Below are 18,371 nucleotides of genomic sequence, written 5' to 3'. Positions count from 1 at the left end.
GATTTCAACGGCCGCCTAGAGTCGCTTTCAGAACCAGTATGACGCAGCTCACATCACGATAACAGCACTGAAAGCGAGGTGGGACCAGTGAAGAACATCAAGCTCGTGCATGACCGGCGGGACGAGTGGGATCGACACCATTTCGAATTCTGGGCGGCGGAACTTCAAGCCAAGGACGCTCAGCTCACCTCAGCGGCGTGGGTTGGTTGGCACGAAGAAGAGGAAGACCCTGCGTAATCCGGATGACTTTTGCGCTTAGTGGATAGCCCGGCCAACAGCGACTGCCTAGAGTCGCTTATGGATAAACCATGACGGACGTCACATTTCTTCAACATTACAAGTACGGGAAAGGTTTGGGCCATGTCAGGACTCGACGGCAGGACAGCAATTGTCACCGGTGGGGCAACCAAGGTGGGACAAGGCGTGGTGACCTCGTTGCGGGACGCCGGAGCCACGGTGGTGGTTGCGGATATAGCTCCCGACGGCGGCACCCTCACCAAAGCACTCGGGGAAGGAATCCACTATTCCCACACGGACATCACCGATGACGCCGCAGTGCGCGAACTCGTGGAGGAAACCGTAGCCCTCCACGGCGGTCTCGACATCCTGGTCAACCTGGCCTGCACCTACAAGGACGATGGCCCGGCATCCGGTCGCAGCGACTGGCTCGAGGCCCTCAACGTCAACCTCGTGAGTGCAGTGGTGGCAAGCAACACCGCGCGCCCACACCTCAAAGCGTCAGGGCACGGCGCCATCATCAACTTCACCTCGATCTCCAGTTCCATCGCCCAAACCGGCCGCTGGCTCTACCCGGCCAGCAAAGCGGCCCTCGTCCAGCTCACGCGCAGCATGGCCGTGGACTTCGCGGCGGACGGCATCCGGGTGAACTCCGTCAGCCCCGGATGGGTGTGGAGCAACATCATGGACACGCTCAGCAACGGTGATCTTGCCAAGACCGATTCCGTGGCCGCCCCTTTCCACGCTCTCAAGCGCGTCGGCCGCCCGCACGAGGTTGGGGACGTCGTCGCGTTTCTCGCCGGCGACCAGGCAAGTTTCGTGACCGGCGCCGATTGGGCGGTCGACGGCGGCTACTCCGCCTTGGGTCCTGAACGCGCCGAAGAAACCATCCCCCTGCTGGCCGCCAACTGACGCCAGGCTCCACCACACTCCATAGAAGGGCAACACCATGACGCAACGCCACATCACCATCGTCGGAGCCGGCCAGTCCGGGCTTCAGCTGGGCATCGGACTGCTGGACGCCGGCTACTCCGTGACCACCATTTCCAACCGCACACCCGAAGAAATCCGGGACGGCAAGGTCGCCTCCAGCCAATGCATCTTCCACAACGCACTGGAGCACGAGCGGGCGCTGGGGTTGGACTTCTGGCCCGATGCCCCCACGGTCGACGGCATTTCCTTCACCATCCCCCACCCCGAACTCCCGGGCGAGAAGGCCATCAGCTGGGCATCCCGCCTGGATAACCATGCCAAGTCCATCGACCAGCGCGTGAAGTTCCCGCGGTTCATGGAAGAGTTCACGGCACGCGGCGGGGAACTCGTTTTCGAAGACGCAGGCGTGGCCGAGCTGGAGAAGTACGCGCAGAACTCGGACCTGGTGATTGTCGCCGCGGGCAAGGGAGACATCGCCCAGCTGTTCACCCGCGACGCCGAACGGAGCACCTACGACGCCCCGCAGCGTGCCCTGGCGCTGACCTACGTGAAGGGCCTCAAGCCCCGCGAAGAGTACTCTGCGGTTTCTTTCAACCTCATCCCCGGCGTCGGCGAATACTTCGTGTTCCCCGCACTCACCACCAGCGGCCCCTGCGAAATCATGGTCTTCGAGGGCGTGCCCGGCGGTCCCATGGACACCTGGAAGGGCCTCTCCCCGGAGGAACATCTGGAGAATTCCACGAACATCCTCAAGACCTTCCTGCCATGGGAAGCCGAGCGGGCAACGGATGTGGAACTCACCGACCCCAACGGCGTCCTCCAGGGCAGGTTTGCGCCCACTGTCCGCCACCCGATCGCCACGTTGCCGAGCGGCCGGCAGGTACTGGGCCTGGCCGACGTCGTGGTGTTGAACGATCCCATCACCGGCCAAGGTTCCAACAACGCCAGCAAGTGCGCGGCGTCCTACCTGGACAGCATCATCCGGCACGGCGAACAGCCGTTCGGCGCTGAGTTCATGCAGGCCACATTCGAGCGCTATTGGGATTACGCACAGCACGTTGCACACTGGACCAATGCCCTCCTGGCCCCGCCGCCGCCCCACGTCCTTGAACTCCTGGGCGCCGCCAACAGCGAGCCGGACATCGCCCGCAGGTTCGCCAACGGCTTCAACCATCCGCCGGAATTCCAGGAGTGGTTCATGTCTCCCGACAAGGCAGCCGGCTACTTGGCACGCCTTTCCGCAGCCAAAGTCTCCTAGCCACGTTTTTTGGCACAGACAAGCTAAAAAGGACCCATCATGCGAAAGATAGCAATCGTGGGCGCCGGCGAATCCGGTGCCCAACTGGCCCTGGGCCTGCAACGGGAAGGCTACGCAGTGACACTGCTGTCCGACCGTTCCGCAGCCCAGATCCGCACCGGGAAAGTCATGTCCAGCCAGTGCATGTTCTCCACGGCCCTGGATGCCGAGGCACAGATGGGGACCGCCCTCACCGAATACTACGAATCCGGAGCAGTCCCGGCCATCACCTCCATCCAGCTCCGGGTGGACGCGGAAGAACCCATCGAATGGGCAGCTCCCTTGGACGGGACTGCCCGCTCCATCGACCAACGGATCAAAAGCGCCCTGTGGATCGAGACGTTCGTCGCTGCCGGTGGCGATTTCCGCATCGAGAAGGTCACCCCGCGCATGCTCGAGGAACTCGCCCGCGACTACGAGCTGGTCATTGTGAGCACGGGCAAAGGCGAAATCGGGCAGATCTTCCCGCGGGACAAGGCAAAGTCGCCTTTCGACCGCCCGCAGCGCGTCCTTGCGCTGAACTACGTCAAGCCCGACGCCGGTGCTGCCGCCGGCGCTGTAGGTCACGGCGCAGTGGGTGACGGCGCTGTGGGTGACGGCGCAGTGGGTGACGCCATCCGCATGTCCATGGCCCCCGGCGTCGGCGAGTTTTTCACCTTCCCGGGCCTGACCGTCTCCGGCCCGTGCCGCATGATGGTGTTCGAGGGCGTGGTGGGTGGCCCCATGGACCGGTGGACCGACGTCGGAAGTCCTGAGGAGCAGCTTGAGCGGTCGCTGGCGATCCTGCGCGAGCATTTTCCGCACGAAGCCGGGAACTTCGCCGGAGCCGAACTGACGGATGACGGCGCCACGCTTCTGGGACGCATCACGCCTACGGTGAGGTCCGCCGTCGGGGAACTCGGCAACGGAAAGCTGGTGTTCGGGCTGGGTGATGCCGTGGTCCTCAACGATCCCCTCACCGGGCAGGGCTCCAACAATGCAACCCTGGCTGCAAAGTACTACCTGGACTCGATCGTCCGCCGTGGCCAGCAACCATTCGATCGCCACTGGATGGAGCGCACTTTCGACGAATTCTGGCGGGGCTGGGGGCAGTGGGCCGTTGAATGGACCAACGATCTCCTGAAACCGCGCCGGGACCACCAGAAAACGCTGCTCAGCGAAGCCGCTGAACATCCCGCGTTGGCGGCGAGCATCGTGAACGGTTTCGACGACCCCCGAACGTCCTACCCGTGGTGGTTTGATCCCACCGCTGCTGCTGACTTCATGCAGGCCAGGAAGGAAGAAGACACCTCGGCGTTCGACGTCCGTGACTTCCGGAGCGCGCTGGGACAATTCGCCACCGGCGTCACAGTGGTCACCACCGTTTCCGCGGACGGCAGGAAGGTGGGCATGACAGCGAACTCCTTCACGTCGGTCTCCATGGATCCCCCGCTGGTGCTGTGGTGCCCCAGCAAACGGGCACCCAGCCTGGGCGATTTCGAGGAAGCCACACACTTTGCCATCAATATCCTGGCAAGCGACCAGCACGTCCTTTCCCGCCAATTCGCTACCCCGGCCACGGACAAGTTCGCCGGAGTGGAAACCGTGGAAGGCATCGCCGGTGTGCCGCTGCTGGACGGCGCGGTGGCGACCTTCCAATGCCGGACCGTCTCGCGACATGATGCCGGGGATCACGTCATCTATGTGGGTGAGGTGGAAAGCTACAACCACGACGGCGGCGCTCCCCTGGTGTTCCACGGCGGCAAGTACCACGCCACTGCCAGCCACCCTGATTTCTGAGCACTCTTGAAAGGAACGGTTATGGACGAATCCTGTGAGGTCGCGATCATTGGCTCGGGAATCAACTCCCTGGTGGCGGCAGCCGAGCTTGCCCTGGACGGAAAGCGCGTGTGCATCATCGAGCGCTCGGACCGGCTGGGTGGGTTCATCGACTCCTCCGAACGGACCTTGCCTGGTTTCATCCACGACACGTTCTCCTCCTGGCATCCGCTGTTTGTGTCCGGCGGCGCCTATGAAGTGCTGGGCAAGGAACTGCACGCCCGGGGCCTCGAGTATTGCAATACCACCGGGCCCGTGACGGCGAGCGTAGCGGCGGACCCGGCGACGGGGGCGCACCGCGTAGTCATTGCGCGCCGGGATCCAGCCGAGACAAGCGCTGCATTCAAGGAGCCCCGGGACCAGGCCGCTTACCTGGCGATGCTCGATGACCTGGGCCGGAACGCCGGAACGGTTTTCGGGGCCTTCGGGGCCGAGCTGCGGTCCTTTCCTGAGGTGGCAAAGATCGCCTTTGGTGCCGTGCGGCGTGGGCGGCTGGCCGCAAACGAGTCATTCATCCGGGACTCCGTGATGAGCGGCCGCAACTACGTCCGCAGCCGCTTTGACGGCTGGGAGACGGACCAGTTGTGGTCGCCGTGGCTCCTGCACGCCGGGCTGGGACCGGACCAAGCCACGGGAGGGGTGATGCTGCCCGTCATGGCCATGAGCATGCACGGTTTTGGGCTGCCCGTCGTGAAGGGCGGGGCATCGCGGTTCGTTGCGGCGTTCGAGTCGCTCCTGAGGGACAACGGCGTCAGGATCATGCTCGGTGCCGAAGCCGAGGAGGTCCTGGTTTCAGGCACAGCGGTCACGGGTGTCCGGACGTCACAGGGCAGTGTTTCTGCCGACACCGTGCTGGCCAACGTCTCCCCGCAGGCCCTTTACACGTCTTTGCTTCACGAGCCCCCGCCCGCGGCTGCCCGGGCCGCTGAAAAGTACCAGAACGGCCGCGGAGCCATGCAGATCCACTTGGCCTTGGACAAGCCCGTTGAGTGGCTCGATCCCCGGCTCAACACCGTGCCGCTGGTGCACCTCAGCAACGGTTCGGACAGCACGGGAGTTGCCTGCGCCCAGGCCGAAGCGGGACTGCTGCCGGCCGAACCAACGGTTGTGGTGGGGCAGCAATACGTGCTGGATCCGTCGCGGGCACCGGAGGGGAAGGCCACGCTGTGGTTGCAGCTGCAGGAGGTGCCGTTCGCGCCTGTGGGCGATGCCGCAGGCGAACTGGACGTCAGCAAGGGGTGGAGTGGCGAACTTAAAGCCGGCTACCTGGAGCGGGTCCTGGCCAGATTGGAACAGTTTGCTCCGGGGACGCGTGCGAGTGTCCTCGCCTCCGACATCCTGGCACCGACGGACCTTGCCTTGGCCAATCCCAATGCCGTCAACGGGGATCCCTACGGCGGCTCGGCTGAGCTCTTCCAGAACCTTCTGTGGCGGCCTTTCCCGGAAGCCGCCGGACACCGCACGGCCATCCAAGGTCTCTGGCACTTCGGGGCTTCAACCCACCCCGGTCCTGGACTTTCGGGCGGCTCCGGACACCTGGTGGCGCAGAAACTGACCGCACCGCCGTCACGATTTTCCCGTATCCAAGAAGCACTGAAACCACGTAAGCGATAGGAGAACAATGTCTGTTCTGGCCGGGCTCACTGCAGCCCTTTCGAATGGTTCGGTGGAGATCATCGACCTCACCACTCCCCTCAGCTCCGAGACGCCCATTTTGAACCTGCCGCAGCCTTTCGCGAACACGGTGGGGCTCTCCGTCTCGCCGGTGAGCAATTTCGACGACGCCGGACCCGCCTGGGCCTGGAACGACGTCACGGTGGGCGAGCACGCAGGAACACACCTGGACGCGCCGGTGCACTGGATCACCGGCAAGGACGGCAAGTCCGTGGACCAGATCGAACCGCACCGCCTGGTAGGTCCCCTCGTGGTGATCGACAAATCCGCCGAGGCGACGCAGGACCCTGATTTCCTCCTGGAACCGGAGCATTTTGAGCAATGGCAGGAAGAGCACGGCGCGTTCCCGGAGAACTGCTGGGTCATCTTCCGGACCGGTTGGGCGGCCCGCGGCGCTGACGCTGCGGCTTTCGTCAACGCGGACGACGCCGGACCCCACACTCCCGGGGTCTCTGCTGCAGGTGCCAAGTGGCTCGCCGGAAACGCCTCGATCAGCGGTTTCGGCGTGGAAACCGTGGGCATCGACGCCGGCCAGGCCGGTACCCTCGATCCGATGTTCCCGGTCCACTCGTTCCTGCTCGGGGCGGACAAGTACGGCGTCACGTCGCTGCGGAATGTGGACCGGCTTCCTATCACCGGTGCCACGCTGGTGGTTGCTCCCCTGCCGATCGTTGGTGGCACCGGAAGCCCCAGCCGCGTGTATGCGCTGGTTGAAAAAGACGCGGTGGAGAAGGCATGAGCGGGCAGGTTCGGGTTTCCGCGCTGGTCGGCAGGACCTTGGCGAAGCTCGGTGTCGGACACGTTTTCGGGGTGGTGGGCTCCGGAAACTTCGATGTCACCGGAACGCTCACGGCCGAGGGCATCCCGTTCACCGCGGCCCGGCATGAGGGTGGAGCGGCGACCATGGCGGACGCCTACACCCGGATGTCGGGCAAGGTGGGCGTGGTCACCACACATCAAGGCTGCGGGCTGAGCAACGCCATCACCGGGATTGGGGAGGCCGCGAAAAGCCGGACACCCATGATCGTTCTGACCGCCGACACCCAGGCCGCAGCCATCCGCTCCAACTTCAAGATCGACCAGGACGCCCTGGCCCGCAGCGTCGGCGCTGTAGCCGAGCGGATCCACTCCCCGGCCACGGCGGTCGCTGACACGGTCAGGGCTTTCCGGACGGCTGTGAACGAGCGCCGCACGGTGGTTCTGAGCTTGCCGTTGGACATCCAAAGTGCCACCGCAGCGGACGAGGTGGGTGCCGCCGTCGTGCCTCAACCGCCCAAGGTGCGCCCCGACGCTGGCGCCGTTGAGCAACTGGTGGCACTGATTTCCGCGGCTGAACGACCCGTGTTCGTGGCCGGACGCGGAGGGCGCGGCGCCAGGGACGAAATCCTCGCGCTGGCGCGCCATGCCGGAGCCCTCGTGGCGACGTCCGCGGTGGCGAGCGGGCTGTTCAACGGCGACGCGCACAACTTGGGCATTTCCGGGGGGTTCTCTTCGCCCGCAACGGCGGAGTTCATCAGCGGCGCCGACCTGATCGTGGGCTGGGGCTGCGCACTGAACATGTGGACCATGCGGCACGGGCGGCTCATTGCGTCCGGCACCAAGGTGGTCCAGGTCGACGTCGAAGACTCCGCCCTGGGTGCCAACCGTCCCATCACTCTGGGGGTGCTGGGCGATTCGGCGCTGACGGCTGCTGATGCCCTGACGGCGCTGCGGACCGTGCAATCCGAGCCCGCTGGGAAGTACCGCACCGAAGCCAACGCCCTGGCCATCAAACAGAGCTCACGGTGGCGGGACGTTTCCACAGCGGACCTGTCCACGGCAACCTCCATCGATCCTCGCATCCTCACCCGGGAACTCGACACCCTGCTCCCTGCCGAGCGGATCGTCGCGGTCGATTCGGGCAACTTCATGGGCTACCCCAGCCAATACCTTGCCGTGCCGGACGAGTTCGGGTTCTGCTTCACGCAGGCTTTCCAGGCGATCGGACTGGGCCTGTACACGGCCATCGGCGCCGCCGTGGCCCAGCCGCACCGCCTGCCGGTCCTGGGTGCAGGAGACGGCGGGTTCCTCATGGGTATCAGCGAACTCGAGACCGCGGCGAGACTGAAGATGCCGCTTGTGTGCATCGTCTACAACGACGCTGCGTACGGAGCCGAGGTGCACCATTTCGCTTCAGGGCACTCCGAAGCCGAGTTGTCCAGCGTCGTGTTCCCGGCCACCGACATTGCCGCGATCGCCCGGGGATTCGGTGCGGAAGGGGTGACAGTGCGGACCGTAGCTGACCTCGAAGCTGTTCGCCCGTGGATAGCTGCTTACGAAGCCGGGACGCAGGACCGGCCGCTGGTCATCGATGCCAAGATCGCCTCCGACGGCGGTTCCTGGTGGCTGGCCGAGGCCTTCCAGGGCCACTAAGTGCCGGCGTCGTTTTCCGAAGTCGTCTGCACACGCTGCCCTGAAAGTACTGAACTTGTGCAGACGGGTATGGAAATCAGAGTGTCCAAAGTCCCCTGCACGAGGCGTCACACTTTGGTCGAGAGTCCTCTGCACGAAGGCTCCCGGCAGTGCGTTCACTGCCGGGAAGCGATCGCGTGGTCGGCGCAGCGCGCTGGATGGCCCGGTAGACGGTGGAGCGAGCGACGCCGAAGAGTTCAGCAATCTCCGTTGTCGTGTGTTCCACCCTGATGAAGGCTCAGGAGGTGGGCCTCCTGCCTTTTGGAGAGCTTGGGCTGTCGACCCCGAAGCTTGCCCTTCGACTTCGCCACCGCAATGCCTTCACGGGCTCCGGGCGCGAATAGGGGCGGATTCAAATTCCGCGACCATGCCCAGGATGTTGAACAGCAGCTTTCCAACCGGGTCATGGGGATCGTAGATACTGCCTCCGATGTTGAGGATTACGCCCTTGCGCGTGAGTTCGTCGGCAATATCCCTTGCGTCCGGCAGGGACCTTGCCAACCGGTCAAGTTTGGTGACAACGGAGGTGTCGCCGTTGCGGCACGCAGCCACGGCCTTTTCCAGACCGGGCCGGTCTCGTTTAGCGCCGGTGAATCCGTGGTCGACGTGGACCATCTCGTCGTCAACTCCCAAGGCATGGAGAGCATGACGCTGGGCGGTGAGGTCCTGACTGCTGGTCGAGCAGCGGGCATAACCGATGGGCATGATTGGGCTGTAGCGTATAAGGCCCCTTCACCGGGCATTAAATTCGGGCGGGGTTTGCGGGAATCCGGCCTTGGCGGAGAAACGCAGATTTGGAGAGAGCCGATGGGCAGCGCCGGCACGTCCGGTGGACGACCGGCTTGCGGGCAGTCCAGACACTTCAGTGAGTAACGGGTCTTATGATCCAGTTATGGCTCTCCCGGACCTCTCGTTCCTTACTGAAGACCTTCAATCTGGAGCACGGTTCGACCCTAACGGTGAAGTGAGTTGGCCGATGTCCCAAGCTTCAGCCGCCATTGAAGCACTTGCCGACTCAGGTCGGCTGGTTCTCGGACTGGATATCAGGGACTACCAAAGTGACGGAATGCTCGTCGAGGTGCCCTGGTGGTCCTACACAGGGTCCGACACGGAAGAAGCCCGTAGCTTTGCACTGGACGCTCTCAGCCATGGAGGTCTACCTGGGGACTGGGTCCTCGTTACGTGGTGAGCCATCGGCTTGCGGACAGAAGGAAGCTCGATCCGTACTTGCGCGCCGTCGTGGGTTTATGGTCGAACCTAAGTACCTTCGAACCATGACATTGCCTTTTGTCGGAGATGAAATTGTTCATCTCGATTCCGGGACCTTTATGTGGGTCCAGTTGACGCGTTTCCTCATCGAACCGGACCAGGACGACCGATCCCTTCTTGAGAGCCTGATCGAGAGCCCAGGGTACCAGCACGATTATGCCTCTCCCTTTCCCTCCAGGGGCGGCAGAGAGCCCAGCGACTGGGGAATCCACGGGCGGTGGAGGATTGGTGCCATCCACCCGGATCTGTTCGAGCCATCGACCGCCGAGGCAGCCAAAGCAGAGATAAATGCCTGGGCCAAGGACCAAGAATGGACGGACCCGGAATACTCCCAGCCTCCCGATGTCATCCAAAGGCTGGAGTCCATCTTTACACTCTTGGGCTCTGGCCCTGTCCTGAAGCTACGCAACCCCTCACGGGAAGCCGAACATGACTATGGCTTCGTCACCGGAAATCTCGGCTTCCACGAGTTCATCGTGATTGATCGCGTTCTCCACATACTTCACGTCATCGTCGCGTCGGATGACTGAATTGCTCTGCCCCGTTGTCATCACTCGCAGAGCCCTAAATTGGAGTCACTGATGGCATCCAAACCAGCGAGTGTTTACCTCCGCCATAGGGACCAGGGACACGAAAGGGCCTGCCGCACTGCTTATCCGAAGCTACCAGGACTAATCCCAGGCAGCACGGTAAGGGATTCTCTACCGGGCAACCAGCGCGTACCGGTAATTCACCAGCCTATGGGGCGCTGTCCTAAAGGGCATGCTGCTTCTGCGCTTCGACTTTGGGTTCTTTCCAAGATCTCGGCGAAGTGCTGGCGGTCGAGATAGTCCGCGCCAGCTAGCCGGATGATGCGCCCCATGTAGGGATCTCGCTGCATCAACTTCCTGTTGCCAAGGCGGATGGTTGTGTAACCAGCCTTCCTTTCAGCATCTTCCCTGAAGCCTGCCCAGTTGATGAGGACGATCAGTAGGAGCGCTGAAAGGAGTAGTAGACCTAACACCAAATCGGTAAAAAAGACTGAGGGACACCAGAGTTGTTTAGATAGAGACCTAACAGTCCATCCAGCGCAATAAACCCCGTGACACGGTGGCGCCACCGTGTCACTTGAAAGGCAGTTCTGCCAGTAATCAAGCCACTACGGGATCCTGTTTTTACCAAGTCTCAGCTCCGTTCTTTGCGCAAGCACTCCCCAGCTCTCATCGTGCCATGTCCCTAAAGTCGTCCTAGGCGATGCGGTAACCCGGTGAGATCCTTAACCGGACAAATCGATGCCCGGACTACTGCGTGTTCCGGGAGGGCATAATCCTGCTACCGTGCTAGCTATCCTGCGCCGAGGAACCTAAAGGGCCCTGCTCGGGCAGCAGACGACGTTCCGCAAACGAGCAATCACGCGAGGCAAAATGACCGACGACAGGCCGTTTATCCGGGCCAAAACCTGGGTCAGCCGCGCAAGCGGAGACGATCAGGAAATCACAATTGCCAATGGCCTCATCCGAGCTGTCCTCGGGTACCAACTTGTACAGGTCCGCATAGGCTACGGGGTCCACCTTGAATTGGGAAACGACTTCGAGATCACGATCGAGACGGAATTCACCGTAGAAGCCGGCGAGATACGGTGGACCGGCGAGCCACTGACGAAAGAGGCCGCGGGAGTCCTCTCACCCCTGACCTTGACGACGGTATCGGAAGCCGCGATCGGCAAAGATGGCACATTACGTCTCGCCCTAGGCCAGGCGACGCTGACGGTTTCGCCGCACCCTCTTTACGAGGCATGGCAAGTCAGAGGATCCCGAGGCTTGCTGATTATTTGCTCGCCCGGCGGTGATTACGTCGCGTGTTGGGCGCCGACACCTGCCCCCTAGCGCTGCCCCGCTAAGGGATCCCTCAGCGGGGCAGCTATCCCTTCCGAGGCCGCCAACAAAATCCAAGACGGCGATCGCTATTATGTTAGGTCTATACCATGACGAAATCATTAGCTCAGTCGACAAGAATCATCGACGAGTACACCCATCGCTTGAAGCGACCTACACGCTCGCTTTATGATCCGGGGGCTTCCATTAAGGCTATTGTGGATCCACTGAGGCAGAGGGGTTTGCACGTAAGTGATGAATTGATTGCCCTCTACAGTTGGCACAACGGCACTCATGCAGACGAGGAGACCGTCCTGGGAGACATGCACATTATGCCCGGGTACTACTTTCTTAGCCTGGAAGAAGCCCTTGCAACCTACGACGAGTTTGTCAATACTCTCAACAAGAACCCGGCCTGGTTTCCTTTGCTCTCGGACGGTGCCGGCGGCTACGCTTTCCTAGACTGCTCAGCTTCAGAAACGCAGCCCATCTATGACTTCATGTTCGACGAACCAGATCATAAGGTCATTTTCCGCTCCATCGAAGATATGCTTCGAACATTCGCCGAAGCATACGTTCGCGGGGTCTTTTTCGTGGGTGAAGATGGTTTCCTCGACATGGATTCATCCGAATATGATGAGCTCGCGGCTGAAATGAACCCAAACGCAAACTATTGGTCAGCTATATAGTCGCTTTCCTGCTAAAGACTGCTGACAGCCTTAGCTACAGGAAATTCATGCAGCGAGATCCATATATGGGGCGCACCATCAGGCTAGCCGGCGCGGACTATCTCGACCGTCAGCATTTCGTCGAGATCTTGGAAGAACTAAAACGGAAGCGGCGAAGACGCAGCAGCCCCTGTAGGCAACGTCCGTACGACGATCCCTTTTACGGGCGGGAGGCCGCCTCAACACGACTACCCTTGAGGCTCGGTCACAGTTGTTTGGTACAGGGCTTTTACGAACAGGTACCCAAGGTAAATCCAATCGTCTGCTGATGCTTGCTCGTCGGCAATTTGATTTAGACAGGCGGCGATCGGCATATCCGCAAAGGCGGGCAATAGGTGCGGAACGGAGTGGTCCGCCCATGCGGCGATAACGCCGCGTCGGCTTGCCGACTTTTCCATGCCAGCCCAGATCTCCGGCCCGGCCTCTGGCACGCGTACGTTCGCGAAGTCTCCCGCTCTGGGCCACGACTCCCAGGCACTGTTCAAAGCCGTCTCGAACGCAGGCCTTTCGTTGGGCAGTCGGTTTACGCCGTAGGCCAGGACACCAAGTGCCAAGCCCTCGGCTATCCGCTTGGTCTGTTGACGCGTCGTGACGGATCCCGTCCCTGTGGCATTCTCACCCGCCCCCATTGGCAGCAGCACCGCGGTCGGCTCCAACTGTGGGCGCACCGGCACCCTCCAACTGGCTGGTGGAGGGAAGAGCGGCTTTGCCCACTCTGAATCGCTTTCCGGAGACTCGTCCGTTGAAGGCCCGTTCTCGGGCCAGTTTCTGCTGCCACCCATCTTGCGTTGGATCGCTCTGAGGATCCTTATGGTTTCGTCGTCTTGATAGCCGGTGACGATAGACCAGTCCAGCCCAACCCCAACTGTGTTGCTAGCGAAAGCAATCTCGGTTGCCAGCAGGGCCCGGCGCCATTCAGCCTTCGTCAAGGGTCGGCCGGCCCGAATGAACCCAGCGATTCGATCGCCTTCGGCAATCAAATCAGCAACGTCACGAAAGCCCATAGCCAAGGCCATGGCCTCCGTGGGGGCCGCTGGCCCCGCCCAGTCGGTCAGTCCTCGCCTCAGTACCTCACGCTCGTCCTCATCGAGGTCGAACTGAACCCTTTCATGCGCACTCACAGCTCATCTTCCATCACTTCGACATACTGCGGCCACCGTCTCCCCGTAACAAGTCCCGGCACCTCAGGCGAATCCCGAATGTGAGATTGAGCCGTCCGGGTCAGCTTCCCTCAATATTCAACAACGACTCGTCAAACCAGACATCTTCGTAGCCAGGTGCCAAGAGGAATCGCCACCCCGCGGGCAGAGCGAGATAGGGAACGGCTTCAGGACACCAGGTCGTCAGATGCTCGACGTGCAACGGATCGAAGAAGTCATCCGCCGTTCCGAGATCTTCACCCCGCCAGATGAACCAGCCACTCGTACCAGCAGCGGCTGAATGCCTCAGCCCGTTGAGGGGATGAACATCTGGCGACCGCACGTTCTTGGAGACTCCCACCTTCACGCCCTGCAACGGCGGTGTAGGGACAGCCGCGAACCTGGCGGTCAGCTGCATCTGGATGAAAAGGATCGAATCGTGCATATCTAGCATCTTCGCCTATGAAAGCGCGCATAGCCCTGCCCGGTGAAGGATCGTTTAGCGGACACCGAATGGCTGGTGGCCGTAGCCAATTAGACTGCAGCTTGAATGGACGTTCTAAGGACGGACCCTTCTACCTGCGGCCGCCTGTGGCCGTCGGTCGCCCCTTTGGCCTGGCCTCTCGGTCATGCCCGGCAGCTGCTTTCTAACTGGCTGTCGCCCTTTGCGAATGGAATACGAATCACGGGATGGAAACTTCTATAGCAGCTGGGTTGGTCGACGGACCCACCGCGTTCATCTTGTGGCGGTGGCGATACCGTTTCACAACAATAACGGTTGGGTCCTGCGGGGCTTTAGCCGTCCTGAGTCGATCAGGCGTACCCCAAACCTGGTACGTCAACGTACTTGGCGTGGTGATGATGCTAGGCGGGCTTGGCGTAATAGTTCTCATCAACTGGTGTGCGGTGCGGGACCGCGCGGAGAAAAAAGCTGGTTACACAACTGTCCGTCTCGGCAATAGGAAGCTGATGCAGCGAGATCCCTACATGGGGCACATTATCCGGCTAGCCGACGCGAACTACCTCGACCGTCAGCACTTCTCCGGGATCTTGGAAAGAACTAAGGCCGAAGCGAAACGCAGCAGCCCCTCTCGGCAACGTCCGTAAGACGGTGGCTTTCCGAACGCTCCAAGCGTACGGTGAAGGATCCTCTACAGGCGGTTGTGCAGACGAGTTCGGAAACTGACAGCCTCAGGACCCATCCGGATAGCAGAAGAGGCCGTTTTGAATGCTCAAAACGGCCTCTTTGCTTGCTTGGGTGTTACGCGTCCACTTCCGTGTTCACGATGTACACGTCGCACGGAGCGCCGTGTGCCACGCTGTTGGCGATGCTGCCCAGGACGCGGCCCAAGCCCTTCATGCGCTTGTTGCCCACGACGATCAGGGAGGCGTTGTTGGTCTCGGCGTAGTTGATCAGGGCGTTGGCCGGGTTGCCACGGGCAGCGTAGTACTTGACGCTGCCGGCCGGAACGTCAAGTTCTTCGGAGACCTTGCGGGCCACGTATTCCGCGGAGTCGGCCGAAGAGACAGTGATGCGGTCGCTGCCGCTGCCGAATTCTTCAATGCGGTCGTCCGAGAAGCCGCTGATGACGTGCAGTTCGGCACCGAGGGCGGTGGCGAGCTTCGCTGCCGCCATTGCTGCACGCTTGGCCGTTTCACTGTTGTCGACGCCGACGACAATAACTTCTGACATGAGAACTCCTGGTTGTGGGGATTCGCGGGGTGCTGCTGCAAGAAATCTACACTCCATGGCTGCACACCGGGGTGACCCTTTTGTGCCGGGAGTGTTTACTGCATGCGCCAGGGGGTAGGGATAAATCATCGGCACCACCACTTCACTGAAAGGCAGGACCATGAGCGACGCATCATTCGCCCCACAGACCGCCATCGTCACAGGCTCGGATTCAGGGATCGGGCGGGCCACGGCGGTGGCGCTGGCAAAAGCCGGCATGGACGTGGGAATCACCTGGCACTCGGACCAGCAGGGTGCCGAGGAAACCGCCGAGGAGGTCCGCCGCCTGGGACGCAAGGCGGTGGTCCACCAACTGGACACCACCGATGCCCGCGGAACGGCGGCCGCCGTGGACACCCTTGCCGAGGAACTCGGGGGCGTGGATGTCTTCGTGAACAACTCCGGAACCGGCGACGGCACCAAGTTCCTGGATCTCGACTACGAAACCTGGATGACCACGCTGGACACCAACCTCAATGGGGCCTTCGTGGCCATGCAGACGGCAGCCAAGCGCATGGTGAAGGCGGGCCGAGGGGGACGCATCATCGCCGTCACCAGCGTCCACGAATTCCAGCCCCGCGTTGGGGCCTCGGCCTACGACGCCTCCAAGCACGGTCTGGGTGGGCTCATCAAAACCATGGCGCTGGAACTCGCCGAGCACGGGATTACCGCCAACAACGTGGCGCCCGGCGAAATCGCGACCCCCATGACGGGCCAGGAGGACGAGGATCCCACCCAGAAGGAGCGGCCCGGAGTGCCCCTGGGACGCCCCGGAGACGCACGCGAAATCGCCGCCGTCATCGCTTTCCTTGCCTCCCCGGCGTCAAGCTACGTCAACGGCGCGTCGTGGGCGGTGGACGGCGGAATGCTGCAAATGGGACCCCAGGCCGGCTCGCACATCACCAGCAACGACTGGCGTGAAAGCTAAGCTGCGGGACCTCTGGCCGCACAGGGATCCGTGGGCTAGTCTGCATGGACAGCCCGCCCTGCGGGTCTGATTTCTTTTCCAAAGATTCGTATGACGTTGATGAGGAGCACCATGGCTGGCCACACGTATAGCGTTTCCGAAATTGTAGGAACTTCCACCGAGGGCGTGGACGACGCCATCAAGAACGGCATCGCGACAGCGTCCCAAACGTTGCGGAACCTCGATTGGTTTGAGGTCAAGGAAATCCGCGGTCACCTCGAGGACGGCGCGGTTGCCGACTGGCAGGTCACTATTAAGCTCGGTTTCCGCCTGGAGCGCTGACCGACCTCAACGCGAGCTGACAGTCGATGCCAATGTTTTTGGAAACATTGGCATCAACTGTCATCCCGGCGGGCAGGGGCGGGTTCGGGCACGGCGGCCTCGGCATGGGTGCCCACGTCTCCAAAGTTCAGCAGTGTCAGAGCGTCCGACGACGGCGACCCGGCTTTGGCGGAATAGATCCTCAGCAGCTGGTCGGGGTCGTCCGGGAGACTCAGCGTCTCAAAGTTCAGTTCCAGGTCCCCCACCACTGGGTGGTGCAACCTGACGGTCCCTGCGGCGCGGGTGGCGACCCTGTGCCCGGCCCACCACTGACGAAAGTGTTCGCTGTGGACGGCCAGTTCGCCCACGAGCTGGTTTGTTTCGGGGTCATTCGGGTGCCGGCCCACGTCCATGCGCAAGGCACCGACGGCTTCAGCGGCAACGGTCTTCCAGTCGCGGAACAAAGAACCGGCCGCAGGGTCCAGGATGAGCCAACGGGTGAGGTTGCGCTCAGCGGCCGGCAGCAGGCTGAAATCCGTGAACAAAAGGTGTGCCATCCGGTTGCATGCCAGGACATCTGCACGCCTGCCAAGGACCATGGCCGGGACGTCACCCACTGCATCGAGCAGCTGTTGGACAGCCGGACGTACCTTTTGGACGGGGCCGGGGCTGCCTGCGGAGCTGGCGCAATGCTCCAGCAGATCCATCATGTGTGCCTGCTCCCCTGCATCCAGCCGCAACGCACGGGCAACTGCGTCGAGGACCGCCCTGGACGGGTGGATATTGCGGCCCTGTTCCAGGCGGGTGTAATAGTCCGTGCTCACTCCGGAGAGCCGCGCCACCTCTTCGCGGCGAAGCCCGGGCACCCTGCGGGAACCGCTGGATTCCTGCGCGCCGGCGTCCTCCGGCTGGAGACGGGCACGCATGATTTTGAGGAACTTACCGAACTCGGCGCTTTGACCCATTGGTCCATTCTGCCGTCCGGGGTGTGTGAAAGGCCACCGTTATGGGTAGGACTACCAGACCTAGGAAAAACAGGATCAGGCTGTGTTGCTGACTCTGCCGGCAAAACTGCATAGGCTCAGTACTGAGCCTCCGAAAACGCTTTCTGGAACCGGCTTACGGCCTTAGCCAGAAACCGGAGCGCCACGGCCATAACCATCCCGTCGAAGGAGACCGTCATGCCAGAGCTGACACTGAACAACGGCGTCACCATCCCCCAGCTGGGTTTTGGTGTTTTCCAAGTGCCTGCCGACGAAACGCAGAAGGTGGTGGAAGATGCCCTGGAAACCGGCTACCGCCACATCGATACCGCTGCCGCCTACCGGAACGAGGCAGGAGTCGGCGCCGCAATCAAAGCCTCGGGCATTCCCCGCGAAGAACTCTTCATCACCACCAAGCTCCGCAACGGCGAACAAGGCGAAGCCTATGACGCCTTCCAGCGAAGCAGGGACGCCTTGGGCCTGGAAGTCGTTGACCTCTACCTGATCCACTGGCCGGTCCCGTCACAGGGCCTCTTCACGAAGGCCTGGAAGGAAATGGAGAAGCTTTACCAGGACAAGCAGATCCGGGCCATCGGCATTTCCAACTTCCTGGCCGATCACGTGGACACGCTGCTCCGGGAAGCCGAGGTAGTGCCCGCCGTGAACCAGATCGAGCTCCACCCCACGTTCCAGCAGGCAGAACTGGCCAACAAGTGCCGTGACCTTGGCATTGCCGTTGAGGCATACAGCCCGTTGGGACAGGGAAAAGACCTGAACGCCGAGCAAGTGGCCCTTGTCGCGGCAGCACACGGCACTACCCCTGCACAGGTGATCCTCGCCTGGCACCTCGCGCAGGGAACCATCGTGATCCCGAAGTCCGCGGACTCGTCCCGGATGCGGGAGAACTTCGGTGCGGCGGATTTGAGCCTCACCGAATCCGAACTCGCCGCCATCACCGCTCTTGAAGCAGGCGCGCGGATCGGTTCCGATCCCGCCGTCGCCGCTTTCACCCAGCTCTAAGACCGCAAG

At 62.0% G+C, this 18,371-nt stretch carries 18 protein-coding genes and 1 pseudogene; 14 read left to right on the top strand and 5 right to left on the bottom strand.

Annotated elements, in window-relative coordinates; all coding sequences use genetic code 11:
- The first annotated feature begins 87 nt into the window (after positions 1-87).
- From JMY29_RS01205 to JMY29_RS01175, 7 genes are all read left to right on the top strand, one after another.
- Positions 88-237 (top strand): hypothetical protein, encoded by a 150-nt coding sequence (locus tag JMY29_RS01205; protein WP_189076386.1) that lies wholly within the window; start codon positions 88-90, stop codon positions 235-237.
- A 123-nt stretch (positions 238-360) separates the two neighbouring features.
- The gene (locus JMY29_RS01200) at positions 361-1,149 is read left to right on the top strand and encodes an SDR family oxidoreductase (protein ID WP_055977204.1); all 789 of its coding nucleotides are present in this window, start codon (positions 361-363) and stop codon (positions 1,147-1,149) included.
- Between the two features lie 37 nt (positions 1,150-1,186).
- Positions 1,187-2,428 carry a styrene monooxygenase/indole monooxygenase family protein gene (locus JMY29_RS01195; protein ID WP_055977200.1) on the top strand — a complete coding sequence of 414 codons (1,242 nt, stop codon included), beginning with the start codon at positions 1,187-1,189 and terminating at the stop codon, positions 2,426-2,428.
- Positions 2,429-2,467: 39 nt separating this feature from the next.
- Positions 2,468-4,246, top strand: a complete 1,779-nt coding sequence (locus JMY29_RS01190) for a flavin reductase (RefSeq protein ID WP_055977196.1) — start codon at positions 2,468-2,470, stop codon at positions 4,244-4,246.
- A gap of 21 nt (positions 4,247-4,267) precedes the next feature.
- Positions 4,268-5,899 (top strand): phytoene desaturase family protein, encoded by a 1,632-nt coding sequence (locus JMY29_RS01185; protein ID WP_189076385.1) that lies wholly within the window; start codon positions 4,268-4,270, stop codon positions 5,897-5,899.
- 7 nt (positions 5,900-5,906) lie between these two features.
- A complete protein-coding gene (locus JMY29_RS01180) occupies positions 5,907-6,698 on the top strand; it encodes a cyclase family protein (RefSeq protein ID WP_189076384.1) in 792 nt (263 codons plus the stop codon).
- On the top strand, positions 6,695-8,371 hold the full coding sequence (locus JMY29_RS01175; protein ID WP_189076383.1) for a thiamine pyrophosphate-binding protein: 1,677 nt from the start codon (positions 6,695-6,697) through the stop codon (positions 8,369-8,371). Before JMY29_RS01180 ends, JMY29_RS01175 begins: the two co-directional genes overlap by 4 nt.
- Before the next feature lie 76 nt (positions 8,372-8,447).
- Here JMY29_RS01175 and JMY29_RS01170 read toward each other — a convergent pair.
- A pseudogene (locus JMY29_RS01170) lies at positions 8,448-9,115 on the bottom strand (recombinase family protein).
- A gap of 271 nt (positions 9,116-9,386) precedes the next feature.
- Here JMY29_RS01170 and JMY29_RS01165 point away from each other — a divergent pair.
- The 4 genes from JMY29_RS01165 to JMY29_RS01150 all read left to right on the top strand — a co-directional run bounded on the left by JMY29_RS01165 (position 9,387) and on the right by JMY29_RS01150 (position 12,221).
- Positions 9,387-9,599 (top strand): hypothetical protein, encoded by a 213-nt coding sequence (locus JMY29_RS01165; RefSeq protein ID WP_189076382.1) that lies wholly within the window; start codon positions 9,387-9,389, stop codon positions 9,597-9,599.
- 85 nt (positions 9,600-9,684) lie between these two features.
- Entirely contained in the window at positions 9,685-10,209 is a 525-nt protein-coding gene (locus JMY29_RS01160) for a hypothetical protein (protein ID WP_189076381.1), read from the top strand.
- 873 nt (positions 10,210-11,082) lie between these two features.
- Positions 11,083-11,544 (top strand): DUF6188 family protein, encoded by a 462-nt coding sequence (locus JMY29_RS01155; RefSeq protein ID WP_110505921.1) that lies wholly within the window; start codon positions 11,083-11,085, stop codon positions 11,542-11,544.
- Positions 11,545-11,642: 98 nt separating this feature from the next.
- The gene (locus tag JMY29_RS01150) at positions 11,643-12,221 is read left to right on the top strand and encodes an SMI1/KNR4 family protein (protein ID WP_110505920.1); all 579 of its coding nucleotides are present in this window, start codon (positions 11,643-11,645) and stop codon (positions 12,219-12,221) included.
- A gap of 227 nt (positions 12,222-12,448) precedes the next feature.
- On the opposite strand, the gene JMY29_RS01145 is transcribed toward JMY29_RS01150, so the two are convergent.
- The 3 genes from JMY29_RS01145 to JMY29_RS01135 all read right to left on the bottom strand — a co-directional run bounded on the left by JMY29_RS01145 (position 12,449) and on the right by JMY29_RS01135 (position 15,092).
- The gene (locus JMY29_RS01145; protein WP_064723804.1) at positions 12,449-13,381 is read right to left on the bottom strand and encodes a hypothetical protein; all 933 of its coding nucleotides are present in this window, start codon (positions 13,379-13,381) and stop codon (positions 12,449-12,451) included.
- A gap of 100 nt (positions 13,382-13,481) precedes the next feature.
- Positions 13,482-13,844 carry an immunity protein Imm33 domain-containing protein gene (locus JMY29_RS01140; protein ID WP_039239260.1) on the bottom strand — a complete coding sequence of 121 codons (363 nt, stop codon included), beginning with the start codon at positions 13,842-13,844 and terminating at the stop codon, positions 13,482-13,484.
- 816 nt (positions 13,845-14,660) lie between these two features.
- Positions 14,661-15,092, bottom strand: coding sequence for a universal stress protein (locus tag JMY29_RS01135; protein ID WP_018780363.1), 432 nt, complete (start codon positions 15,090-15,092; stop codon positions 14,661-14,663).
- 160 nt (positions 15,093-15,252) lie between these two features.
- Between JMY29_RS01135 and JMY29_RS01130 the strand changes: the two genes are divergently transcribed.
- Together JMY29_RS01130 and JMY29_RS01125 are read left to right on the top strand one after the other, a co-directional pair.
- A complete protein-coding gene (locus JMY29_RS01130) occupies positions 15,253-16,059 on the top strand; it encodes an SDR family oxidoreductase (protein ID WP_110505918.1) in 807 nt (268 codons plus the stop codon).
- Positions 16,060-16,170: 111 nt separating this feature from the next.
- Entirely contained in the window at positions 16,171-16,380 is a 210-nt protein-coding gene (locus JMY29_RS01125; RefSeq protein ID WP_011773002.1) for a dodecin, read from the top strand.
- A 53-nt stretch (positions 16,381-16,433) separates the two neighbouring features.
- Here the strand turns inward: JMY29_RS01125 and JMY29_RS01120 are convergent, their stop codons facing one another.
- Positions 16,434-17,324: a helix-turn-helix transcriptional regulator gene (locus JMY29_RS01120; protein WP_189076380.1), complete on the bottom strand. Its 891-nt coding sequence runs from the start codon at positions 17,322-17,324 to the stop codon at positions 16,434-16,436.
- 216 nt (positions 17,325-17,540) lie between these two features.
- On the opposite strand from JMY29_RS01120, the gene JMY29_RS01115 reads away from it, so the two are divergent.
- Entirely contained in the window at positions 17,541-18,362 is an 822-nt protein-coding gene (locus tag JMY29_RS01115; protein ID WP_018780205.1) for an aldo/keto reductase, read from the top strand.
- Positions 18,363-18,371 lie beyond the last annotated feature (9 nt).

The organism is Paenarthrobacter nicotinovorans, assembly GCF_021919345.1.
GTDB lineage: Bacteria > Actinomycetota > Actinomycetes > Actinomycetales > Micrococcaceae > Arthrobacter > Arthrobacter nicotinovorans.
Note: the sequence above shows the minus strand (reverse complement) of the source record. Positions and strands in the feature narration are given on the sequence as shown.